This is a genomic window from Streptomyces sp. NPDC046939, assembly GCF_040644575.1.
In the GTDB taxonomy this organism is placed as follows: Bacteria; Actinomycetota; Actinomycetes; order Streptomycetales; family Streptomycetaceae; genus Streptomyces.
Genome location: NZ_JBEYWV010000005.1, coordinates 205,747 through 229,169, shown reverse-complemented (window position 1 = coordinate 229,169; position 23,423 = coordinate 205,747). Strand labels below are relative to the sequence as shown.

18 protein-coding genes and 2 pseudogenes are annotated in these 23,423 nt (G+C 69.9%); 9 read left to right on the top strand and 11 right to left on the bottom strand.

The window, feature by feature from the left end; translation table 11 throughout:
* The first annotated feature begins 370 nt into the window (after positions 1-370).
* The gene (locus ABZ877_RS08005) at positions 371-4,645 is read left to right on the top strand and encodes a HAMP domain-containing protein (protein ID WP_361066194.1); all 4,275 of its coding nucleotides are present in this window, start codon (positions 371-373) and stop codon (positions 4,643-4,645) included.
* Positions 4,646-4,753: 108 nt separating this feature from the next.
* Positions 4,754-7,228, top strand: coding sequence for a SpoIIE family protein phosphatase (locus ABZ877_RS08000; RefSeq protein WP_361066192.1), 2,475 nt, complete (start codon positions 4,754-4,756; stop codon positions 7,226-7,228).
* A 26-nt stretch (positions 7,229-7,254) separates the two neighbouring features.
* Here the strand turns inward: ABZ877_RS08000 and ABZ877_RS07995 are convergent, their stop codons facing one another.
* Positions 7,255-8,661: a glutamate decarboxylase gene (locus ABZ877_RS07995; RefSeq protein ID WP_361066189.1), complete on the bottom strand. Its 1,407-nt coding sequence runs from the start codon at positions 8,659-8,661 to the stop codon at positions 7,255-7,257.
* 264 nt (positions 8,662-8,925) lie between these two features.
* Complete coding sequence (locus tag ABZ877_RS07990) at positions 8,926-10,410, bottom strand: ricin-type beta-trefoil lectin domain protein (RefSeq protein ID WP_361066386.1); 1,485 nt, start codon at positions 10,408-10,410, stop codon at positions 8,926-8,928.
* Positions 10,411-10,809: 399 nt separating this feature from the next.
* Between ABZ877_RS07990 and ABZ877_RS07985 the strand changes: the two genes are divergently transcribed.
* Positions 10,810-11,676 (top strand): helix-turn-helix transcriptional regulator, encoded by an 867-nt coding sequence (locus ABZ877_RS07985; protein WP_361066186.1) that lies wholly within the window; start codon positions 10,810-10,812, stop codon positions 11,674-11,676.
* 60 nt (positions 11,677-11,736) lie between these two features.
* Here ABZ877_RS07985 and ABZ877_RS07980 read toward each other — a convergent pair whose 3' ends face one another.
* The 3 genes and pseudogenes from ABZ877_RS07980 to ABZ877_RS07970 form a co-directional block, all read right to left on the bottom strand.
* Positions 11,737-12,036, bottom strand: coding sequence for a zinc-binding dehydrogenase (locus ABZ877_RS07980; protein WP_361066183.1), 300 nt, complete (start codon positions 12,034-12,036; stop codon positions 11,737-11,739).
* Between the two features lie 416 nt (positions 12,037-12,452).
* Positions 12,453-12,653 (bottom strand): annotated as a pseudogene (locus tag ABZ877_RS07975) (NADP-dependent oxidoreductase); the annotation flags it as partial.
* Positions 12,654-12,678: 25 nt separating this feature from the next.
* Positions 12,679-13,110: an ester cyclase gene (locus ABZ877_RS07970; RefSeq protein ID WP_361066180.1), complete on the bottom strand. Its 432-nt coding sequence runs from the start codon at positions 13,108-13,110 to the stop codon at positions 12,679-12,681.
* 532 nt (positions 13,111-13,642) lie between these two features.
* Here ABZ877_RS07970 and ABZ877_RS07965 point away from each other — a divergent pair.
* From ABZ877_RS07965 to ABZ877_RS07950, 4 genes and pseudogenes are all read left to right on the top strand, one after another.
* Positions 13,643-13,978, top strand: a complete 336-nt coding sequence (locus tag ABZ877_RS07965) for a helix-turn-helix transcriptional regulator (RefSeq protein WP_361066177.1) — start codon at positions 13,643-13,645, stop codon at positions 13,976-13,978.
* Positions 13,975-14,424 carry a hypothetical protein gene (locus ABZ877_RS07960; protein ID WP_361066172.1) on the top strand — a complete coding sequence of 150 codons (450 nt, stop codon included), beginning with the start codon at positions 13,975-13,977 and terminating at the stop codon, positions 14,422-14,424. The genes ABZ877_RS07965 and ABZ877_RS07960 overlap by 4 nt, the downstream gene beginning before the upstream one ends.
* A 137-nt stretch (positions 14,425-14,561) precedes the next feature.
* Positions 14,562-14,852 carry a hypothetical protein gene (locus ABZ877_RS07955; protein WP_361066169.1) on the top strand — a complete coding sequence of 97 codons (291 nt, stop codon included), beginning with the start codon at positions 14,562-14,564 and terminating at the stop codon, positions 14,850-14,852.
* 153 nt (positions 14,853-15,005) lie between these two features.
* Positions 15,006-15,305: pseudogene (locus tag ABZ877_RS07950) on the top strand (amino acid transporter); the annotation flags it as partial.
* A 73-nt stretch (positions 15,306-15,378) separates the two neighbouring features.
* On the opposite strand, the gene ABZ877_RS07945 reads toward ABZ877_RS07950, so the two are convergent.
* The 3 genes from ABZ877_RS07945 to ABZ877_RS07935 form a co-directional block, all read right to left on the bottom strand.
* On the bottom strand, positions 15,379-16,266 hold the full coding sequence (locus ABZ877_RS07945) for a hypothetical protein (RefSeq protein ID WP_361066166.1): 888 nt from the start codon (positions 16,264-16,266) through the stop codon (positions 15,379-15,381).
* A 201-nt stretch (positions 16,267-16,467) separates the two neighbouring features.
* Positions 16,468-17,301 (bottom strand): GAF and ANTAR domain-containing protein, encoded by an 834-nt coding sequence (locus ABZ877_RS07940; RefSeq protein ID WP_361066163.1) that lies wholly within the window; start codon positions 17,299-17,301, stop codon positions 16,468-16,470.
* A 553-nt stretch (positions 17,302-17,854) separates the two neighbouring features.
* Entirely contained in the window at positions 17,855-18,724 is an 870-nt protein-coding gene (locus tag ABZ877_RS07935; RefSeq protein ID WP_361066160.1) for an alpha/beta hydrolase, read from the bottom strand.
* A gap of 104 nt (positions 18,725-18,828) precedes the next feature.
* Here ABZ877_RS07935 and ABZ877_RS07930 point away from each other — a divergent pair, with 104 nt between their 5' ends.
* Positions 18,829-19,308 (top strand): CGNR zinc finger domain-containing protein, encoded by a 480-nt coding sequence (locus tag ABZ877_RS07930; RefSeq protein WP_361066157.1) that lies wholly within the window; start codon positions 18,829-18,831, stop codon positions 19,306-19,308.
* 531 nt (positions 19,309-19,839) lie between these two features.
* Positions 19,840-19,980 (top strand): hypothetical protein, encoded by a 141-nt coding sequence (locus ABZ877_RS07925; protein WP_361066154.1) that lies wholly within the window; start codon positions 19,840-19,842, stop codon positions 19,978-19,980.
* 237 nt (positions 19,981-20,217) lie between these two features.
* On the opposite strand, the gene ABZ877_RS07920 is transcribed toward ABZ877_RS07925, so the two are convergent.
* Genes ABZ877_RS07920 through ABZ877_RS07910 form a run of 3 tightly spaced genes read right to left on the bottom strand, consistent with a single transcriptional unit; the run spans position 20,218 to position 23,413 of the window.
* Positions 20,218-21,051 (bottom strand): lasso peptide biosynthesis B2 protein, encoded by an 834-nt coding sequence (locus tag ABZ877_RS07920; protein ID WP_361066151.1) that lies wholly within the window; start codon positions 21,049-21,051, stop codon positions 20,218-20,220.
* Complete coding sequence (locus ABZ877_RS07915; protein ID WP_361066148.1) at positions 21,048-22,949, bottom strand: albusnodin/ikarugamycin family macrolactam cyclase; 1,902 nt, start codon at positions 22,947-22,949, stop codon at positions 21,048-21,050. Before ABZ877_RS07915 ends, ABZ877_RS07920 begins: the two co-directional genes overlap by 4 nt.
* 17 nt (positions 22,950-22,966) lie before the next feature.
* Positions 22,967-23,413 (bottom strand): lasso RiPP family leader peptide-containing protein, encoded by a 447-nt coding sequence (locus tag ABZ877_RS07910; protein WP_361066145.1) that lies wholly within the window; start codon positions 23,411-23,413, stop codon positions 22,967-22,969.
* Positions 23,414-23,423: the final 10 nt, after the last annotated feature.

Genomic DNA, 23,423 nt, shown 5'->3' with positions numbered 1-23,423 from the left:
CCTGTACCAGTCAATCACATCCGCCCGATCAGTAGGGCGTGGTGACTGCCCGTCCGGCCGTCGCCGGGCCACCTCGGCTGCAGGTTTGTGATCTTTGCGATCGCCGAGGGGCGGCATCGCGGACCCAGCCAGGAACAAACAGCCGCAAATGGGCGGCACGGTCTCATCTCTGCTTCCGCTCCGTCCGGTTGGCTTCCTCATCCATGGGCGGGCCCGGGTATCGTGGTGACGTTTTCCGCATGGAAACATTCGTGGACCGGTCGGGATCGTCGCCTGAAGGGCTTCGTCCGCTCCGTTCGCATCCGCCGCTGCTGTGTACATGGAACGAGGTTGTGTCATGCCGGAAACACCGGTTGAGGTGGCTGGCCCGGTGCCCCAGGCCCGTTCCGCGCGGGCCGCGAAGGTGGGTGAGCCGGAACTGCGCCAGTTGCTGGCCGGGCTGACCGCCGTGCGTGACGGTGACTTCGGTACGAGGCTGCCGGACGCGGCGGACGGCCTCATGGGCGAGATCGCCACGGTGTTCAACGGCATGGTCGACCAGCTCGCCCTGTTCACCTCCGAAGTCACGCGCGTGGCACGGGAGGTGGGCACCGAGGGGACGCTGGGCGGCCAGGCGGTGGTCCCGGGTGTCTCCGGCACCTGGGCCGACCTGACGGACTCGGTCAATGCCATGGCGGGGAATCTGACGACCCAGGTCCGCGACATCGCGCAGGTCGCCACGGCGGTCGCCCGTGGTGACCTGTCGCAGAAGATCGATGTCGCCGCGCGCGGGGAGATCCTGGAGCTGAAGGAGACCGTCAACACGATGGTCGACCAGCTCTCCGCGTTCGCCGACGAGGTCACCCGCGTCGCCCGCGAGGTCGGCAGCGAGGGCCGTCTCGGCGGTCAGGCGGAGGTGCCGGGCGTCGGCGGCGTGTGGCGGGACCTGACGGACTCGGTCAACTTCATGGCCGGCAACCTCACCGCCCAGGTCCGCAACATCGCACAGGTGACCACGGCGGTCGCGCAGGGCGACCTGTCGCAGAAGATCACCGTCGATGCGCGGGGCGAGATCCTTCAACTGAAGGAGACCGTCAACACCATGGTCGGCCAGCTCTCCGCGTTCGCCGACGAGGTCACCCGCGTCGCCCGCGAGGTCGGCACCGAAGGGCGCCTGGGCGGCCAGGCGGATGTCAAGGGCGTCTCGGGGACCTGGCGGGACCTGACGGACTCCGTGAACTTCATGGCCGGCAACCTCACCGACCAGGTGCGCTCCATCGCCCAGGTGGCCACCGCGGTCGCCCAGGGCGACCTGTCGCAGAAGATCCGGGTGGACGCGCGCGGCGAGATCCTTCAGCTGAAGGACACCATCAACACGATGGTCGACCAGCTCTCCGCGTTCGCCGACGAGGTCACCCGCGTCGCCCGCGACGTCGGCACCGAAGGGAACCTCGGCGGTCAGGCCACCGTCCGTGGGGCCTCGGGGACGTGGAAGGACCTGACCGACAACGTCAACGTGATGGCCTCGAACCTGACCGGTCAGGTCCGCTCCATCGCCCAGGTCGCCGCCGCCGTGGCCCGCGGCGACCTGTCGCAGAAGATCACCGTCGAGGCCAAGGGCGAGGTGGCGGCGCTCGCGGGCGTGATCAACACGATGGTGGACACGCTGTCCGCGTTCGCCGACGAGGTCACCCGGGTGGCCCGCGAGGTCGGTACCGAGGGCCGCCTCGGCGGACAGGCACGGGTGCCGAACGTGGCGGGCACGTGGAAGGACCTGACCGACAACGTCAACTCGATGGCGAACAACCTGACCGGTCAGGTCCGCAACATCGCGCAGGTGACCACCGCGGTCGCCCGGGGCGACCTGTCGAAGAAGATCGACGTCGACGCCCGCGGGGAGATCCTGGAGCTGAAGACGACCATCAACACCATGGTCGACCAACTGTCCTCGTTCGCGGCCGAAGTCACGCGCGTGGCGCGGGAGGTGGGCAGTGAGGGGCGTCTTGGCGGCCAGGCGGAGGTCGAGGGTGTCTCGGGCACCTGGAAGCGGCTGACGGAGAACGTCAACGAACTCGCCGGCAACCTCACCCGGCAGGTCCGTGCCATCGCCGAGGTCGCCAGCGCCGTCGCGGAGGGGGACCTGACGCGTTCGATCACCGTCGAGGCGTCGGGCGAGGTCGCCGAGCTCAAGGACAACATCAACACCATGGTGATGTCGCTGCGCGAGACGACGCGGGCCAACCAGGAACAGGACTGGCTGAAGTCCAGCCTGGCGCACATCTCGTCGCTGATGCAGGGACACCGGGACCTGGGGGTGGTCGCCGAGCTGGTCATGGACGAACTGGCCCCCCTGGTGGCGGCGCAGTACTGCGCCTTCTACCTCGCCGAGGAGAGCGCCGACGGGATGGAACTGCGCCTGGTCGGCGCCTACGGAAGGCCCGTCGGCATCGAGGGCCACGACCGGTTCAGGCCCGGTGAGTCCTTGGTGGGCCAGGCTGCCCGCAGCCGTCGCGTCATCACCGCCGAGGGGGTGCCCAGCGACTACATCGGCATCTCCAGCGGTCTGGGCCGGGCCAGGCCCGGCGGGCTGATCGTGTTGCCCATCGTGGTCGAGGACCAGGTCCTGGGCGTGATCGAGCTCGCTTCCTTCACCGCCTTCACGCCCATTCACCGCGACTTCCTAGAGCGGTTGATGGAGACGCTCGGTGCCAACGTCAACACCATCCTGGCCAACGCCCGCACCGATGAACTCCTGCAGGAGTCCCAGCGGCTGACCGGCGAGCTGCAGGCCCGCTCGGAAGAGCTGCAGGTGCAGCAGGAGGAGTTGCAGCGCTCCAACGCGGAGCTGGAGGACAAGGCGCAGCTCCTCGCCACCCAGAACCGCGACATCGAGGCCAAGAACCTGCAGATCGAGCAGGCCCGCCAGGAGCTGGAGGACCGCGCCCGGCAGCTCTCCCTGGCGTCGACGTACAAGTCGGAGTTCCTGGCCAACATGAGCCATGAACTGCGGACGCCGCTCAACAGCCTGCTGATCCTGGCCCAGTTGCTCGCCCAGAACCACACCCGCAACCTCACGCCCAAGCAGGTCGAGTACGCGGGCATCATCCACTCCGCCGGTTCCGATCTGCTGCAGTTGATCAACGACATCCTCGACCTGTCGAAGGTCGAGGCCGGCAAGATGGACATCAACCCCGAACGGGCTCCGCTGCGCCCGCTCCTCGACTACATCGAGGCGACGTTCAGGCCGATGACCACCCAGAAGAACCTCGGCTTCACCGTCACCACCGCTCCCGGGGTGCCCCCGGAGCTGATCACCGACGACGCCCGGCTGCGGCAGGTGCTGCGGAACCTGATCTCGAACGCGATCAAGTTCACCGAGCGCGGCCGCGTCGAGCTGTGCATCGAGCCGGCCACGCAGAAGGAAGCCGCACACGCCATCCATCACGGCGGCCCCGTCGTGGCGTTCCGGGTCAAGGACACCGGGATCGGCATCGCCCCGCAGCAGTTGGAGACCATCTTCGGCGCCTTCCAGCAGGCGGACGGCACCACCAGCCGCAAGTACGGGGGCACCGGCCTCGGGCTGTCCATCAGCCGCGAGATCGCCCACCTGCTCGGCGGTGCCATCACCGCGCACAGCGTGCCCGGCGAGGGCAGCACCTTCACCCTTTACCTGCCCGTCGTCACCGACGCGCTTCTCGACGCGAACCGCAACGCGCCGTCGGAGGACCCCGCGGGCGCCCGGGACCTGGCGGCGTCGCCCGCGAACCGGCAGTTGACCGCCGCCCCGGCGCAGTCCTCCGTCCGTACACCGCGCCGCCTGCTGGTGATCGAGAACCGGCAGGGCGGACTCCTTTCGCTGGTCGCCGAGAGCGCGGTCCGTGACCTGGAAGGCAACCGGGAACTGACCGACCAGGCCGGACGCGAAGTACTCACCGCCCTCGACGCCCAGGAAGCCGCCGCCGCCCTGGCCGCCCAGCCGTTCCACTGCGTCGTCGTGGACCTGGACCTGGACGGGCAGGAAGCCTGGGTCTTCCTCGACGCCATCGACGGCGACCCCGCCCTGCGCAACGTCCCCGTCCTGGCCCACAACAACCACCGGCTCACCGCCGAGCAGGAGCAGACCCTGCACGCGCGTTCCGAGGGGCGGCCGCTGGAACTGCTCTCCAGCCTGGACGAGCTGCGCGAACGCATCGCCCTGCACCTGTCCGCCGAACAGCCCGGCGACGCCGCCTTGCTGGTCCGCGCCGACCGGGTGCGCCCGCAGACGCTCGACACCGGCAACGACGGGCTGCGCGGGCGCACCGTGCTGGTCGTCGACGACGACGCCCGCAACCTCTTCGCCATCAGCGGCATCCTGGAGATGCACGGCATCCATGTCCTGCACGCGGAGAACGGCCGCAAGGGCATCGACACGCTCCGGGAACATCCGGAGATCGACCTGATCCTGATGGACGTCATGATGCCCGAGATGGACGGCTACACGGCCACCGCCGAGATCCGCAACATGCCGGGCTACGCGGACCTGCCCGTCATCGCCGTCACCGCGAAGGCGATGCCGGGAGACCGGGACAAGAGTCTGGCCTCGGGGGCCAGCGACTATGTCACCAAGCCGGTCGACGCCAACGACCTCCTCTCCCGCGTCCGCCACTGGCTCGGCGAGGGCTGAGCCGGTGTCGTACGACCGAACGCCGCGCCACGCGCGGTCTCGTAGCCGCGCGTGCGCGGGTGCCGTCACGCAACGCCCCGCTCGGCGCAGCAAGGAGTCCGCAACGTCATGAGTGCTCATGAGCACGGCTCGGCCGGGACGGGAGCCGACGCGGAAGCGCTGCTTCAGGCGAGGGCCGCGTCCGCCCCGCCTCCCCCGGCGCCCGCCACCGCCGAGGACGGCGAAGCCGCGGCAGTTGCCCGTGACGCCTCGTCCATAGGGCGGCTGGCCGCCACGGTGCAACGGCTGCGCGAGGAGGCCAAGGCCGCCCGCACCGCCGCGGACGGCCGGGCCCTGATCGAGCTCGCCAAGGGCATTCTGGTCGAGCGGCTGCGCTGCGGGCCCGTCCAGGCCGCACGGCAGCTCGCCGAACTCGCCGAGCAGGCGGGCGTGCCCGAACTGGAGCTGGCCGCCGACATCATCAACGAGGCCGCCCGCGACCATGTGGCCCAGGTGGCCGCCGACTTCGTCGAGAGCGCCCGCACCGCTCGCGAGGAGACCTCGCTCGCCGTGCGGCTGCGCACCACAGAGAGCGCCGCGCTGGCCGCGACCGACACCCAGGCCGTGGCCGAGTCCCTGCTCAGTCACGCCCTGGCGCCTCTCGGAGCGACAGCCGTCGCCGTGTGGAGCGCCGGTCACGACGGCTCCCTGACACTCAGCGGGCAGGCGGGCTTCAGCAGCGAAGAGGCGGCACGCTGGCGCTATGTGCCGCCCGGCGTGACCACCCTCGCCCGCCAGGCCCTCACCGAACGCGACACCGTGCACCTGACCACGATGGCCGCAGGCCCGCCCTCCATCGGCCACCTGCACGGCCCCGGTGGCGGACGCGTCGCCGTCTGCGCCGGCACCGGCGGCCGCATCCACGGCGTGCTCGAGGTCTGCTGGCCCGGACCGTACACGGCCCCGCCGCAGCCGGTCGAGCGCCAGCTCGAAGCCCTGGCGGAGCTGTGCGCGCACACCCTGGAGAACCCTCCCGTCCCCGCCGACCACCAGCACAGCCCGGCCACCCAGGACCCGTCCGCCGCCGAACTGGTCGAGCTCAGCGAAGGTCTGTACGACGCCGCCCTGGTGCTCATCCCCCACACCGGCCCCGAGGGCCGTCTCACCGACTTCCGCATCCTGCACGCCAACACCCGCTTCAAGGACCCGGCCGGCCGGCCCCGCAGCGCCCTGCACGGCGCGCTGCTGCTGGAGACCTATCCGATGGCGGTCGCCGACAGCGGCCTCTTCGACCACCTGGAACGCGTCTACGCCACCGGGGAGTCCTTCCGCACCCAGCACATGCCCCTGACCACGCTCGTCGACCAGGTGCCCCTCGCGACCGTCGCCGACATCAGCATCAGCCGGCACGGCAGCGCCCTGCTCATGATCTGGCGCGTCGAGGACGAGACCGCCCGCCTGGCCACCCTCCTGCAGCACGCCCAGCGACTGGGCCGGGTCGGCGGCTTCGAGGAGAACCTCGCCACCGGCGAGATCACCTGGAACGGTGCGCTGTTCACCCTCTACGGCCGGCAGCCGGCCGACGGCCCCGTCACCGTCCACGACCTGGCGGCGCACGCCCACCCGGACGACGCCGTCGCCATCGGACGCTTCCTGCGCACCCTCCTGCACTACCGGCGCACCGCCACCCTCGCCTTCCGCCTGCGGCGTCAGGACGGCGTCACCCGCCACATCCGCATCGCCGCCGAGCCGGTCCTCGACTCCAACGACCAACTGCTCCTGGTGCGCGGCGCCTACCAGGACATCTCGGCGCAGCACTGGACCGAAGTGGCCCTGACCGCCACCCGGGACCAACTCGTGCAGACCGAGCAGGAGATCGCCGAACGCAACCGCCTCACCCTGCAACTCCAGCACGCGATCATGCCGCCGGCGCACAGCCCTGCCCCGGCCCCCGGGATGCAGGTCGCCGTCCGCTACCGCCCGGCCGAGACGGAGTCCCTCGTGGGCGGCGACTGGTACGACGCCGCCGTCCTGCCCTCCGGCCACGTACTGCTCTGTGTAGGGGACGTGGCAGGCCACGGCATCAAGGCCGCCACCGGCATGGTCGTCCTGCGCAACGCGCTGCGCGGGCTCGCCATGACCGGGGCCGGCCCCGCGCAACTCCTTGCCTGGCTCAACAACGTCGCCCACCATCTGACCGACCACGTCACCGCCACGGCGGTCTGCGGTCTGTACGACCCCACCACGCGCATGCTGCGCTGGGCCCGGGCCGGACACCTCCCGCCCATCATGATCCGCGCGGACGACGCCACCATCCTGCCCATGACCAGCGGACTCCTCCTGGGCGCGATCGCCGATACCACTTACGCGGAGAGCGACGTGCAACTGCAGCCGGGTGACACGCTGCTGATGTACACCGACGGCCTGGTGGAGCGACGGGACACCGCCGTGCAGGACTCCCTGGCCCACCTCCTGGTCAACGCGCAAGGGCCCGCGGGCACCCTCGACCAACGGCTGAACGTCCTGCTGACCCACAGCAAGTCCGACACCGACGACGACACCTGCCTCGTGGGCATCGAGATCTGCCCCGAACCCTCCGCCTGAAGGTGTGCTCCGGCCGGAGCAACGAGCTAGAGAGCGTGCGTGCCCGTCACCTCTGACGGTCGGCGCGGGATCAGCTCGGCGGGGGCGAGACGTTCGGCGTAGCCCTCGCGCGCCACGTCCACCGAGGCGCGCATCACGGTCCGCGCCGCGTTGCGCAGGTCGTCGAGGAACAGTGCGGCCAGGCGCGGCGTGAAGCCGGTCCGGACGACGACCCGCAGCGCCCATGTGTCGGCGAGGCCCGTCGGCAGCGGATACGCCGGCACCTGCCACCCCCGGGCCCGCATGGCCAGCGCGATGCCGCGCTCATGCAGCCCGAGGGCGTGTGCGCCGTCGGTGAGACGGAAGGCGAAGGCGGGCAACTCGTCACCCTCCGTGAGCAGTTCAAAGAGGTCGAGGTCGGCGATCCCGGCCGCGAGGCCGCGCGCGATGTGCCGCGACGCGAGGTGCAGACGGCGCAGGCCCTCGTAGCCATAGCGGTGGAAGGTGTAGTACTGCGCGGCGATGTGGGAGGCCGGGCGGGTGAAGGTCAGCGAAAAGGTGTTCATCTCGCCGCCCAGGTAGTCGACGTGGTGGACGAGTTCGGCGGGGAGGGCCGCCGCGTCACGCCACAGCGCCCAGCCGAGTCCGGGGAACACCTGCCCGTACTTGTGGCCCGAGGTGTTGATGGAGGCGACGCGCGCGAGCTGGAAGTCCCACAGGAGGTCCGGGTCGAGGAAGGGGGCGACCAGGGCGCCGGACGCGCCGTCGACGTGCACGGGGATGTCGTTGCCGGTGGCCGCCTGGATGCCGTCCAGGGCGAGGCACAGGTCGCCGATGGGCTCATAGGAGCCGTCGAAGGTGGAGCCGAGGATGCCGATCACCCCGATGGTGCGGTCGTCGCAGTACTCGGCGAGCACCTCCGGGGTGAGGTGCAGGCGGCCGGGCGCGAGCGGGACGAGCCGCGCCTCCACGTCGAAGTAGGAGCAGAACTTCTTCCAGCAGACCTGGACGTTGGCGCCCGCGACGATGTTGGGGCGCTCGGTGTCGCGGCCCGCCGTGCGCCGGCGTTGCTCCCAGCGCCGCTTGAGCGCGAGCCCCGCGAGCATGGCGGCCTCGCTGGACCCGGTGGTGGAGCAGCCGGTGGCGTGCGAGGGGTCCGGTGCGTGCCAGAGATCGGCGAGCATCCGCACACACCGTGCCTCCATGTCCGCGACCTGTGGGTACTCCTCCGTGTCGACGAGGTTCTTGTCCGCCGTCTCGGTCATCAGCAGACGCGCCTCGTCCTCCATCCATGTCGTGCCGAAGGTGGCGAGGTTGAGCCGACTGCGGCCGTCGAGGAGAAGTTCGTCGCGGATGGCGTCGTAGACCGCGCGGGGCTCGCCCTCCTCGCGGGGGAAGGCGGTCTCGGCGGGAGCGGCGACATGGGCGGGGACGGGCGTGGAGGTGTAGGACATGGTCTCTCCAGAGCGGGCGGCGGCATCAGCCGATCACGCCGAACCTAGAGTGTGGGCACCTCGTTGACCTGCGTCGATTCACCCAGGCGAGGGAGGCGAAACCGAGACTAGACATACTTTTTTGCAGTCCGATCCAGGCGCTTTGCCTCGCCGTAGGCATATGCCTACACCGTCCTTATGTCCGGTCGCCGCCGATCGAAGGGCGCCTGACCGTGGCAGTTGCCCGTCAGACGCCCTTGTCCCGAAGCGGTGGGGAGATGCGCCTCAGCCCAGGATCCACTGCTGGTTGGCGCCGCCGTTGCAGGTCCACAGCTCCAGTGCGGTGCCGTTCACGTTCCCGGCGGGCTTGTCGCCGCCGGTGACGTCGAGGCACAGGCCCGACTGGACGCCGGTGATGGTGCCGTCGGGGTTCAGCCTCCATTGCTGGTTGGTGCCGCCGTCGCAGGTCCACAGTTGGACGGCGGAGCCTGACGCGGTCCCGTTGTCGCGGACCTCGACGCACTGTGTGCCGTTGTAGAGACGCAGCTCGCCGACGGGGGTGAGTGTCACGGCCTGGTTGGTGCCGCCGTGGCAGTCCCAGATCTCGATCTTGGTGCCGGGGGTGGTCCTGGCGCCTTCCGCGTCGAGGCAGCGCTGGGAGGAGGCGCTGATCAGCGGGTGGGTCGTACCGATGCTGCTGCCGGTTCCGGCCGAGACGCGGTACATCACCGTGCCGTGCGCGGGCACCGAGGCGCTGATGGTGCCGCTCGTCGACGTGACCGCCTTGGACCACAGGTTGAAGAGCTTGTACGAGGCGGCGCCCGGCAGTCCGGCCGCGGCGGCCGTGGTGCTGACGGTGGCGGCGGAGCTGTTCTCGTTGGTGAGGGTGACCGCGCGGTCGCCGTTGGCCAGCTGCTTGGTCATCACGACGAGCCCGCCGGAGGAGGAGACGACCGTGCCCTGCTTGCCGAGGGGGTCCTGGTCGACGGCGATGACGTCGCGGTTCTTCAGGATGGTCAGCGTCTGCGGGCTCGCGCTGCGGATGTCGCTGCCGATGAGCAGGGGCGCGGCCATCTGGGCCCAGAGGCTGAAGTGGGTGCGGTACTCGGTGTCGGTCATGCCGCCGTTGCCGACTTCCAGCATGTCCGGGTCGTTCCAGGCGCCGGGTTTGGCGTACTGGGCCAGGCGCTGGTTCGCGTGCGCGATCCCGATCATGCTGGACCAGTTGTCGCTGATGTCACCGGTGGTGCGCCAGCTGTTGCCGATGGGCGGTGCCCAGTTCCAGGGCTGGTTGGAGCCCCACTCGCAGATGCTGTAGAGGATCGGCCGTCCGGTGGCCTTGAGCGCGTCCCCCATCGTCTTGTACCGGGTCTGCGCGTCGACGCCGGTGTTGTTGCAGTTGTCGTACTTCAGGTAGTCCACGCCCCAGGAGGCCCACTGGTTGGCGTCCTTGGTCTCGTAGCCGAGGCCGCCGGGGAACCCCTCGTTGGCGCAGGTCTTGGTGCCCGCGCTGGAGTACAGACCGAACTTCAGGCCCTTGGAGTGCACGTAGTCCGCGACGGCCTTGATGCCGTTGGGGAACCGTACGGGGTCGGGGACCAGGTTGCCTGCGGAGTTGCGCTGGGGCAGGGCCCAGCAGTCGTCGAGGTTGACGTAGGTGTAGCCGGCGTCCTTGAGGCCCTTCTCCACGAAGGTGTCGGCGATGCCTTTGACCATCGCCTCGTTGAACTGCTTCCCGCATCCCGTGGTGTTCCAGTTGTTGAAGCCCATCTGCGGAGTCCGGGCGAGGCCGTTCTCCAGCGCGGCGGCCTGCGGTGCGGCGGTCACGGCCGCGATCTGCGTACCCGCCGCGATTCCCGTGGTCACGAGGGCGGCGCCGGTCAGGCCACCGGCCGCCAAGGTGAGCGAGGCGACCGAGGCCGCGAGACGTTGTCTGAAACTGTGCTGTTCGCTGTGCATGTGCGGCGTGTGCGGCATCTGCGGCTCCTAGGCGAGGAATGTGGCGCACAAATCAACAAGGGCGAACGAAAGCAACCACATCAGACTCGCGTGGCACGCACATGTCAAGGGGGTGCGGGTGCCCGGGGGCCGGTTCGGACAGCGCAATGCGCTGAGGGTGGTGACGGCGTCCCCTGCCTCGGCGCGACCCGCCGGTTCAGAATGCCCGGTATGGATCTGGCTGCATTCGGTGAGTTTCTGAAGTCGCGACGCGATCGCATCCGCCCCGGCGAGGTGGGGTTTCCCGAGTCGACACAACGCCGGGTGCCGGGGCTGCGCCGCGATGAGGTCGCCGTCTTGGCCGGGGCCTCGGTCGACTACTACAACCAGTTGGAACAGGGCCGGGGCGCACAGCCGTCCGAACAGATGGTGGCCGCGCTGGCGCGGGCCCTGCGGCTGACGGCGGACGAGCGTGAACATCTCTACCATCTGGCCGGTCGCCCGCTGCCTCCGCGACAAGGGCCGTCGGCGCACATCCACCCGGGGATGCTCGACCTGCTGGAACGCCTGCCGACCACCCCCGCGGCGGTGATCACCGACCTGCACGCGACGTTGGTGCAGAACCGCCTCGCTGCTGCGCTGCTCGGACCGATCCCCAGGACGAAGGGCATCAAGGCCGGCTTCCTGTACCGCTGGTTCACCGACCCCGAGGCCCGGCTGCGGTACCACCCGGACGAACACGATCACCAGTCGCGGGTCTTCGTGGCCGACCTGCGGGCGGTCTCCGCGCGCCGCGGCGGCGACAGCGAAGTGCGCGGACTGATCCGGCGGTTGGTCTCGGAGAGCGGCGAGTTCGCGGACCTGTGGGCTCACCAGGAGGTCGCCGTACGCCGGGCCGACCGGAAGAGGCTGATGCACCCGGAACTCGGCGCGATCGACCTCGACTGCCTCAGCCTGCTGAGTGAGGACGGTTCACAACGGCTGCTGTGGTTCACCGCCCCGGTGGGCGGCGACTCGGCGGAGAAGCTGAAACTGCTTGATGTCCTGGGCAGCCAGGACATCGAGGCTGCTGAGCAGAGCGGGGCGACGCTTCGCTGAGCGGAAGAAGGCGGAAGCCGTCGGGGCGAGGGAACCCCGCGTCCCGACGGCTTCGGTGCGTCACGGGCGGACGATGACCTTGCCCTTGGCGTGGCCCTGGGCGAGATGGTCGAACGCGTCCGCAGCATCGCTGAGCCGGACCGCCCGGTCGACGACGATGTCGATGCCCTCGTCCGCTACGGCGACGACTCTCGCCAGTCGCTCGGCGTCGGAGGCGTGGAAGACGAACTCGGCGCGGAGCCCGCGAGCCGCGGCACGCTCGAAGTCCGGCGGGACCGGGAGGCTGACCAGCAGACCCCCCGGCTTGAGGACATCGAGCGACCGGGACTCCGTCTCACCACCGACCGAGTCGATGGCCACATCGACATCGGATATTGCGGTGCGGAAGTCGACGCTGGTGTATCGATGACTTCATCGGCCCCGAGCTTCCAGACGATCTCGGCACCAGCCCTGGACGCAGTGGTCACCACGTGTGCACCGGCGCGACGGGCCATCTGGATGACGAAGCTGCCGACGCCCCCGGCACCTGCGTGCACGAGCACTTTCTGGCCAGGCTTCAGCTCCGCGATCTCGGTGACCGCCTGCCATGCGGTCGCCGCGGCCGTGGCCAGGCCGGCGGCGGTGTCGAGCGGAATCGTGGTCGGCGCCGCCACCAGACTCGTCGCCGGGACCACGGCGTACTCCGCGACGGCTCCGCCGACGGTCGGATCGGTACGGGTGACCACCGCGTCGCCGGTGCTCCAGCTCGTGACGCCGGGTCCGAGCCGCTCCACCGTACCCGCGAGGTCAGTGCCCACGGTCGAGGGAAAGGTGATCGGGAAGAACTCCTGGACGTGGCCCGCGCCGATCTTGACGTCGAGCGGGTTCAGGGCCGCTCCGGCGACCCGGACCAGGACCTCGCCCGGCCCGGGGACCGGCTCGGGAACATCGTTGACCACCGGGCCGCGGCCGTACGCGGTGTACTGCAATGCCTTCATGGGTGTGCTCTCTCGTGTCGTTGCTTCAGCGGGCGGGCGAGGCGTCCACCTGCCGGAACCAGTCGAGCCAGTCCTCCAGATGCCAGGTGCGGGCGATGCGTCCGTCGACCAGTTCGTGGAACTCGTGGATCCTGACGTGGACCTCCCGCCCGGTCGCCGCGACGCCGAAGATTTCGCCGCTGTGCACGCCGCGCATCTCGCCGCGCACGCCGACGAACCCGTTGCCGTCGGGACCTCGGCCGTCGACGATCTGGTGAACCACGATGCGGAAGTCGCTGAATGCCTCGTTGACGCCCTTGATCAGTGGCGCGGCGCCGACCCTGCCCGGGGTCTGGCCCGGGCCCAGCGGGATGTCGTCCCAGTCGTCGGCGACGATGTCGTCGAGGAGCTCGGGCTTGCCGCTGAACGCCGCATAAAAGGTTCCGATCAGGTTCTCGATGGTGCGTGTGCGTGTCATCGCTTGTCCTCAATGGTGATGGTGGTGGGCGCGGCGACCGTGAGGAGACCGTCAGTGCCGAGTGGGCGGAAGTACGTGTGTTGCTTGGCCCGGGGGCTTCGCAAGCACCTCGGCCAGAGCCCGGCCTACGGACTCCACTCGCGCGTGTGCTTGGTCGTTCGCGCCCCTGCGCGTCACGGCGGCCGTGCGAGCGGGCCGCTCCTCGGCTTTGCCGGTGCGGGCCGACAGGCCAGTGATGCCTCGGCTTCGGCGGCCGCATCGCCGCGGAGGTAGTGGACGAGCGCGGTGAGCCCCGCGTCCACCGCCCCTTCCGTGCTCGCGCACCGGGGCCACCTGATCCGGCTCCACGACTGTCGCGCCTTTCTGCTGGTCTCGACCTTGCGAGATCAACAGTCCACTGCGGCGTACCGCGCGAGAAGGCGTCGCTCACACTGGTGACGGCGTCACCACCCTTGTTCGTCGCGGCTGTCGGTCGCCCGCCGCCTCCAGTCGTCCGTCGTCCGTCGTCCGTCGGACGGAATACTCTGTTGCCATGAGTGAGCGAGGGATGCAGGAGCTGGCATTGCTGCTGCTGACGGCGTTGGCCAATGCGCCGCGTCACGGTTATGCCGCCGCCCAGGAGGTCAAGGCGATGACCGACGGCCGGGTGGTGCCGCGTACCGGGGCGCTCTACGGGGCTCTGGACCGGCTCCTGACAGAAGGGCTGATCCAGGTCGAGCGCGAAGAAGTGGTGGGCGGCCGGGCGCGACGCATCTTCGCTCTGGCTCCGGCCGGGAGGGAGAGGCTGGAGGAGGAGGCGGAGCGGCTGGCCGCCACTGCTCGGGAGGTCAGGCGGCGACTGGCCGACGGTGCGACGGCGCTGACGTGATCGTCGATGTACTGGTCCGCCTGTATCCGGCTGCCTACCGGGCCGCTTACGGGCAGGAGATCGTCGATGTGCACCGGGAGATGACGGCGGGCCTGCCGCGTGCGGTGCGGTTGCGTGCGGACGCCGACCTGGCCGCGCACGCCCTGCGGGTGCGGCTGAGGCTGGACTCGGCCTCGCAGGCGGGTCAACTGTTCGCCGACGCTGCCCCGTTCACGCTGGCGGCCGCCGCCGTGCACAGCGGGTTGCGGCTGACGCGCTGGTACGCCGGACTTGTGCGCTCGCCGGCCCCGGTGCGGGTACAACTCGCCGCCTTGGAGGGGTCGTGGACCCTGTATCTGCTCCTCTCCGCCCTGGTGTGCGTCGGCGCGATCATCGCCTTGACCGGCCGCTGGGTACTGGGCGCGGGCCTGGCCGCGTGCGGGCTGCTGGGGACGGCGGCACAGTGAGCAGTCACTCCTCACCTGTACGGCGAGGGCGTCGCCCCTCCGGTCGCGGCGCTGCTGACCCTCGCGGTCGTCCTGGCCTGCCCTCCGGATCGACGAGGCGACAGGCGACTGTGCGTGGCCGCCGGAGCCATGCCGCCGTGGCGTGGTTCCCCGTCGTCGCCGTTGACACCGGGGTCTTCGCGGTGACCACGGACTACGGCGCCTGGCCGATGCTGGTCCTCGCTTCCACCGGGGCGGTCCTCGCCGTGCGCACTCGGTCCTCGGGTCTGCGCGAGATCGGCGCGATGGCGCTGGCTTCTCCGCCCTTGATCGCCTACGCCTATACGGACGCCTGGCTCGAAGTGCTGCCCGTCCTCGGTATACTCCTCTTCCTTCCGGTCGCCGCCGCGCTGACCACGTTCTTCCAGGCGGTGCGCCGCCGGTACTGATCTGCCTCTTGTTCTTCGGCCGGCCGCCCTGCTCGACGGGGCGGCCGGCTTTCTCGTGCCGTCTCCACCGGCTCGCTCCCCTCTCACCTGGCGGCGCGCCACCATCCGGTTGCCATAGCCCGGTTGCCATAGTCCGTTGAGATGAATACTCTGGAGAGTCTGGACTGGATGCCCATCCGGTTCGTCGTGGAGGCTCCCGACGGCCGGGAGATCGACCTGCATCCGTTGGTCTTCAGTGATGACGGTTCAGCAGTGCAGGCGTCACCGGAACCGGACCATCCCTTCGTCTATCCCTCCTCCTGCTTTGTGACAGGCACCATCCAGGGAGCGTCCGTCCCATGCCTCTCCCCCGAGCAGCAGGTCTACTTCCATCAGGGATACGAGCCGACGGAACGCGACCGGCACGACATTGCGGAACTGCGGCGCGTCTTCGGGATCGCCACGCACTTCTGACCCGCGCCGAAGCGGTGTCAGCACTCACCTTGGTAGCCGGTCCACCCAGGTGCCCGTGGGCGCTCAAGGGATCTCAGCGGCGCGCGATGACGACAAAGGGCATGCGTCCGCTGATCGCCGCGGCGGCGTTGCGCAACGGCCTGGCCGGGGGCATGGGGCCGTCGAGGGAGGTGGTGACGAAGGCGGAGATGGCCGCGGTGTAGAAGCGGCCGCCCGGCGCGGTGAACTCCGGTGCCTCGTTGCCGAACTGGAAGGCGTACCCGTCACTGTCGCCGTCAGGGCCTCGCAGGAAGCGTGTGCCGCTCTGGTGCTCGGTGTAGGCGGTGTACTGGTAGTACAGGTCCTGCTGTGCGTCGGAGCCGTCCAGGCGTCGGCTGGTCACCATCATGGCGAAACCGCCCGCGACGCTTTCGTGGCAGTCGGGGCCGTCGGTGATCATCCGCCATCCGTAGACGTACGGAAGGAAGGGCCGGATCTGGGCCCGGGAGTACAGGCTGCGGTGCGGCACGAAATCGATCAGCAACGATACCCAGGTCCAGTCCGTGCCCGGGAAGTGCAGCACCATGGAGGTGCACTCCAGCTGATCGTCGGCGAGGGTGCCATCCCCGGGGACGGGCTCGCGGCCGGCGTAGGGCGGGGTGGCGATGTGCAGTGTCTCGCCGACCCGGAAGCGTCGCTGAGGTACATGCGGGGAGCCCAGCACCCACGAGCGCGCCCGCGGCGAGGAGGCGCGGGCCGACAGCCGTTCCTTTGCCGCCCCGAGGTCAGGAGGCACGGGCGCATCGACGTGCCCGGGAGAGAACTGCGCCCCTTCGCCGAGCCCCGGCACCTCGACCGGCTTGGAGACCGAACGCCGTTTCGCGTCGAGAAGATCTCTTACGTGGTCGTGGGCCTCGGCGCGCAGAGCACCGTACCGTCCGGCGCGCTCGACGGGGCCCGGGTTTCGTCGCAGGAGCCGCATGCCGCCTCCCCACTGGGTGTTGCGGGCACGCCCTCACTCTTCCAAATCTCGCGGGGCGACGGGAAGGTGTCGCCACAGACCACAGCCCCGGCCGAGGAGGTTGGCTGAGACCAGTTGCGGCCCCGGGGCCACCCGCCTCACCTCGCAGCCCGGCGGCCGCCAAGCCTTCCCGTCCCGACGGCGGTCAACGGTTCGGCGCGCTCAAGACCTTGGCCGCGGCGGCCCCGCGCTCGCGGTGGCGGTGTGGTGGAGATGCTGAAGGGCGTCGCAGACGATCGTGGCCGTGTGCCACTGCAGCCAGGCACCGACAACCCGTTGCAAATGATCCAGCCGGGCGAGTTGTTCCTGGTCGAGGCCGGGCTGAGGGCTGGTGTGGTGGGCGGAGATGACACCACGGACGGTGCCGTCCGCCGCGGTGAGGGGAATGCAGTGGACGGCGCGGCTGCCACTGTCCAGGAGGACCTGCCGGGTCTCGTCGTCGATCACGGGCGCGGTGGCCACGTCCCGGACCGTGACCTGGCGCCCTGTTGCCGCGGCGCGCCAGGAGACGGTGCCGCCACGGACGAACGCGAAGTAGTCGGTGAGCTGCTGGGGATGGCCGCGGTGCTGCTCCAGGCGCAACAGGCCGGCCTCGGCAAGTTGGACGTTGCCGAAGTCGGCATGGGTGAGGGTCATGGCCCGTTCGAGGGCCGCGCGCAGGACCTGGCTCTGATTTGCGGGGTCCAGGTTGCCGGCGTGCAGGGCGTCGAGGGGCGGCGCGGGGGTGCGGGTGCGGCCGGGCAGCCACTGCCGGGCTCCGGGACTCGGCGGCGGGGTGGTGGTCAGGGCGGCGGCGATCTGGTGCAGCTTGATGTTGTAGCGCTGGGACACCTGCCGCAGCGCATCGAACGCGGCCTGCGCGTCAGGGAGTTCGTAGCGGCCGATCAGCAGCCCCTGCGCCAGGGCGATCTGGGTGCGGGCCTGTACTTGTGTGCGCAGGCTCATCACCTGCGCGTTCAGCGCCCGCACTTGGCCACGCAGCGCCTCTTCCTCCACGGAGGGCCCCCGAGGCGCAGGCTGCCTGCCCACCGCAGCAGCGGGGTTGGGCGTCGCGGCGGACGCGCAGGAAGAAGCGGAGTGTGTGTGCACGGGGCAAGCCCTTCCGGTCGGCGGACCCCGCCACCGCGGGATCCTTGTGGACCACCTGCCGCGAACGGACGCAGTCGTCCGCGCATACCGCAAGAACCCCCCACAGAAGGGGGTTGTGGTCCCTCACCGTGCCTTCGGGCCGAAGCACTCTTCCCCGACGGTACCGGTTCTGCCCGCAAGGTCAACCACTCCCCCGGTGTGATGACGACCGCCCCTCGGCCACCAAGCCCCCGCCCCCTCAAGCGGTCCGGGTGCCGGGCCGACCGGGGCAGCTGTGGCGCGGCGGGCGCTCCGGCCCTGGGGGAACAGTGCGGCGCCCGGGGCACAGCTTCCGGACCCTGGGCGCCTGAGCCGTGACGGTCCCCGCGGAAAACCGACCGGCCTGCCACATGAGTGCCCCCTGCACACAACCTCACGCCTACCGTCCCACCCCAATGCCGCCCGACGCCCGGCCACCGCCCTACGTGCCCAACACCCGCCCGAGGAAGCCGCGCAAATAACCCGCGACGACGTCCAGGTGGCTCTCCAGCAGGAAGTGGCCGCCGTTGATCAGATGCACCTCCGCGTCCTTGGCGTCGCGGGCGAAGGCCCGCGCGCCGTCCGGGCCGAAGATCTCGTCGTTGCGGCCCCACACGGCGAGCACCGGGACCTCGCTGGTGCGCAGGAATTCGTGCAGCAGTGGGTAGAGCGGACGGTTGTTCCGGTAGTCGCGGAACAAGGCCAGTTGGATCTCGTCGTTGCCCTCGCGGGAGACGAGGGCGAAGTCGTGCTCCCAGGTGTCCGGGCTGACCAGGCTCGGGTCGGGCACGCCGTGCACGTACTGCCAGCGGATGGCCTCGACGCTGAGCGCGGCGCGGACGGCGGGTTCGGTGTCGGGGCCGGGGTTCGCCCCGTAGGCCCAGACGTCGGTCCAGAACGACTCGACGAAACCGTCCTCGTAGCCGTTGCCGTTCTGGGTGACGACGGCGGAGATCCGTTCGGGGTGCTTGAGCGCGAGGCGCCATCCGATGGGGGCGCCGTAGTCCTGGACGTAGAGGGCGTAGCGGTCCAGGCCCAGTTGGTCGAGGAGTCCGGAGGTGAGCTCGGCGAGGGCGTCGAAGGTGTAGGTGAACTCCGCTACGGGCGGGGCGTCGGAGTGCCCGAAGCCGAGATGGTCCGGTGCGATGACGTGGTAGTCGTCGGCCAGCAGCGGGATGAGTTCGCGGAACATGAACGAGCTGGTCGGGTAGCCGTGCAGCAGGACGATCGCGGGGGCGTCGGCGGGGCCGGCCTCGCGGTAGAAGATCTCATGGCCGTCGACTGGGGCGGTCCGGTGGCGCACCGAGCTCATATCTAACCCCTTTACAGGCTTGATGTGGTTAGGTCTCGCCATGCAAGCACCGGCGGGCTAACCTGTCAATGCACTCGATCCGGTTAGAGGGAGAGCGGCAATCGATGGACACGCTGCTGGACCTGCTCAACAGCAGGCCGCTGGTCAACGGCGAGGAACGAGACGCGCTCGCAGATCCGGCCGCAGGCAGACGCTGGGCGCGGGAGCACGGTGGTGACGGCAGCCTCGCGGAACTGGCACTCCTGCGCGAGGCGCGGGACATCCTGCGGGACATCGTGCGTGGAGACAGCTCGCCCGCCGCGCTGAGCCCGCTGCTCGAAGGGGTCCACCAGGTCCCGGAGATCACGTCCGACGGCCTCCAGTGGACCGTCAAGACTCCCCCGCACGCCCGGCTGGCCGTCGAGGTGGTTCTCGCCTGGGCCGCCACCGAGAAGCAACTGCCCGGCCGGCTGCGCCCCTGCGCCAATGACGAGTGCCGGTTGTTCCTGCTCGACCGCAGCCGCGCCAACCGTGCCCGCTGGTGCTCGATGGCGGTCTGCGGCAACCGCGAGAAGGCGCGTCGCCACTACGAGCGCACCCGCTGACTCGCCCCGACGCACCCGCAGGCGACCCCGCAATGTGATTTCCGTCACATGTAGGCAGTGGCGGGACTCCGACTCGTACGCGACAACTGCGTCGGCGCAAGTAGCGCGGCGCATGATTCGATGGGCCGGGGGGAGCTCACTCTCCGTTCGCCTTCGAATCGGGTGCTGCGCGTGCTCCGGTGGCGGTTGGGGCGAAGGGCGGCTCGCTGACGGTTGGGCAGAGCGAGACGCACTGCTTCTGTGGTGCTCGTCGAGGTGGAGCCATGGACGGAAAGCGGTGCCACTTTTCGGTTCACGTCGCGACGGCATTTTTCACTCGTTGTAAAGCGGCGAATCGAACCGCGACGCCAAGCGGTGCCCCTCAGGCTGGGAATCATGAGGCAGATGGGGACCCGTCAAAGGCCATTGTCTTGCAGCGGCTTGACGGGAACACTGTTTTCACACGGAGTCGTCACCGCGTTTTCCCTTTACCGGGAACCGGGGTCGACGCGTGTGGAAGTGAGGTGAAGTCACATGGGTATGAAGATGACAATGACCACCCGCTGTTCGGTCTCCGTGCGCTGGCAGCACGTGCGAGTGGTCATCATCCTCATCGTCCTCGTGTTCCTGATCGTGCTGGGCCACGGAGACGGTGACATGACGTTGGTCGACGCGCTGTTGCCGCGCGTCTGAGGGGCGGGCAGGCCCCTTCCAACGGGGGCGGTTGCCGGGGAACCGGTGACCGCCCCTTCGCTTTGTCAGGCTAGCGCACAAAGTCCGGTCGTTGAAGGGGATTCCGCTCGAATTCTCCGCAGCGTTCTTGGAACTATCCGGTAGGAGCCCCGGCAGGCGTCGATCGTGTACGAATTGAACGCGCTGCCGGGACGAAATCGCCAAGGAACTGTTTGCCTGGCCGGCTTGTGCAGCCGATCAGCTCACGGACAGAACACGGCGGAATTCGGTGCCGCCGTACTCGTCAGGTGAGGCGATGGCGACTCCCCGCGCCTCCACCCACGCGTGGAAACGGTAGGGATCGTCCGCCGTACCGATGCACCACGCCACGCTCCGGCCGGTCAGGGCCAGAGCTCCGAGCGTGGCCAGGGACAACTCCAGGCAGGCTGCGCGTCCGGGGTACCACCGGGCCGCCCGCCGCACCGCCGCGAGAGACGCCGATGCCTGTTCCGGCGTGGCCTCCCGTCGACACCAGGTGCGTGCGGTCCAGCTCACCGCCCGGGAGACCGTTCTCAACGGCAACCGGATCAGCAGCAGGGCGCCGAGGAGTCCCACCAGGCCGAGTGTTGCGGTCACGGCGCCGCGAAGGGAGCGGGCGCCTTCGTCCCGCATCCGTTCGGCGGCCATGGTCATCTGCGCTGCGGCCGGGCGCGTTGTCGCGGTGACGGGCGGGCGCGTTGTTGCGGTGACGGGCGGGACCTCGCCGTGCGACAGACCGTGCCCGTAGGTGCGTTGTCCTGCCGCGGAGGGTGTCCGGTTCGAGGCGTGCGCGGTGAGGAGGCCGAGACCGAGCAGGTCGTCGGCGAGACGGCGGGCGTCCTCGCGGATCCGGTCGTGTGACAGGTCCGGGTAGCGGCTCGCCAGCACCAGCACCGCGGAGTCGAAGCTTCCGCTGCGGTGCCATTCCTCCCAAAGGGCGTGAGCCATGGCGTTCATGGCGAAGCAGTGGCCTGACCGCACGTCGAGCAGCACGCTGCCACCGTGCGGTGAGGTGCTCTCGCGGACGTGCTCGGACACGCTCAGCCGCGTCATGGCCGCTCCCGTCCATGGTCGTCGGCCGTCAGCCACAGGTCCGCGCCGAGCAGGCGGTTGAGTGCCGGGAAGGGGGCGGGCAGACCCGCGGTCGCCCGATCCACCGAGGCGATCACCCGCGAGGGTTCGATGATGCCGAGTTCGGCCAGTGGGGAGCGCAGGAGCCGCGCTTTGATCTGTGTCGCCGAGCGGCGGACGCCTCGGTAGTTCTCGGCCGCGTAGTCGCCCTTGGTCCTGCGCCGCAGTACGGGGTCGGGGACGAGGCCGGTCAGGGCGGCCGCCAACAGCGGCTTGGCGGTGAACGGGTCGATCCGGCGCGGCAACGCAAGACGGGTGCAGGCCCGGACGACCTCGCTGTCCAGGAACGGAGCGTGCGGCCAGATGCCGAACGCGCGGGCTGTGGCCGTGAACTGAGTCTGTACGGCGGCGGAGGCGCGCAGTTCGCACAGGATGGCTCGGGTGCCCGGTGTCGAGGGGGTTGAAGGGGAGGCGGAGCGAGCCGATCGGGCGCTTTCTGCGGCCAGTTCTGCCAGATGCCGACGTGCCCGGCTGGTCAGCCAGGCCGTCTCCGGTCCCGGAGCGGGCCACCAGGCAACCGCGTCGGCCCACTGCGGCGGGTGGTCCAGGGGTTCGTCGAGATGAGAGACGAGTTCGGTCAGCGCCTGATGCAAGGGGGTGCGTGCGAGGCGTCGGGCTCGCAGGATGACGTCCGCGGGTGAGAGGTGCCGTATGCGGGCCAGCGCGCGCCCGTCGCGCAGGAGCCGGCGCAGTCCCGCTGTGCCCGCGATGTCTCCGAGGTAGGAGGGCGGCGCGGCCAGGAGTGCGTCGCCGCCCTCGCCGGTCAGGTGGATGCTGGGTCCGCCGCGCGCGATGTGTTCCAGGCGCAGCCGGTGTCGGGCGCCGATGACTGCCGCCGGGTCGGGCTGGTCGGCACAGCCGTGCCCGGTCAGGCCGCTGTAGGGCAGGGAGTTCTCATCACCCCGGACCACGGCGAGCTGGATCGACGGGGTCTGCTCGACGTAGGCCAGGGCGTGGGCGAGATCTCCGGCGGGGGCACCGGGGTGGTGGTAGACGAAGGCGTCCAGGGGCGGCCGGCTGGTTGCGCGGGCGGCCAGGAAGGCCAGGGACGTGGAGTCCAGGCCGCCGCTGAGGTCCGCGGTGATCCGTGGGGCGCTGTCGGTGCGCAGGGTGACGGCGCGTGTGAGGGCTGACCGCAGGTGGGCCGCGCTGTCCTCCAGCCGTGTGCCGGCATCGGGGGCGAGATCCTCGTAGGTCCAGCGGATACAGCGACCGGAGGGAGCGACTTTCAGGGCCTGGCCGCCGCTGAGTCGGCAGATTCCGTCGTACGCCGTGCGGTCTTCCACCAGTTCGGGCACCGCGGGACAGACGATGTGGGCAGCGAGCGCGGCCGTGTCGGGTCGGTCGGCTGTCGCGACCAGGGCCGCCGCGGTCCTGGCCCGGGTGGACAGGACCGTGTTGTGGCCGTGGCGTCCGTAATAGAGGGGAAACTGCCCCGCCGGGTCGGCGTACGCGGTGAGGTGGCCGTCGTCCTGGACCAGGATGAGCAGGTAGGCGCCGGGCCAGCGGGTCAGGCGTTCCCAGCGGCCGTCCTGCACAGCCCGCCGCAAGTCCTGACGCATGGTCATATCGTCGGCGAGGCATTGGCCGACGGTGGCCAGCCGGACGTGAGCGCACTGCGCGGTCCGGACCTCACCGGGATGCCACGGCCCCCAGGACCACAGCAGGGGTTCGCCCGGCCACAGGGGGGCGGCTCCACGCGGCGCCGGAGCAGGTGCGGGTGTCAGCAGTCCCGCGATGGTGGGCCCGTCGGGAGGGGGAAGGTCAGGAGACGGGCGGCGCAAGTCCGTGGCTGCGGCGGGGGCCGCGGGTCGGGGCATGACGGCGTTCCGGAACTTCAGTAGTAGTACTGGGCGTTGGCATCGGCACTGCCGCTGGGGGAACTGCCCAGCGTCACCTCACGGACATGACCCAGGTCGATCACCATCGGCGGTTCGTAGGCGACCGCTTCCTTCGGGGGCGGCACAGCCCCGCCCGTCCCGGCTTGTCGCGGACATTCGGAAACCTCGTACGGGGACAGGGAAATGGGCTCGTAAGTCATCGGGCCGCCTCGGGTCAGGGACATCAGCTGCCCCGGAAAATGATCAGAACAAACGGTAAAGATGCGTGCGCCGGTCATCCCGGCGTCGTCGGAGCCCCAAAGTGTAGCGATGCCCAAACCCCTCAAGGTGCCGAACCGGCCCGCGATCGCAAGGCTGCGGCCTGGTATTTCCCGCACCTGCTTCCGGATGGCGAAAGAGTTTCCGGCCTCGTCGGCGCGCCCGTTGACGGGGAACTGCCTCATTCGGCCAACG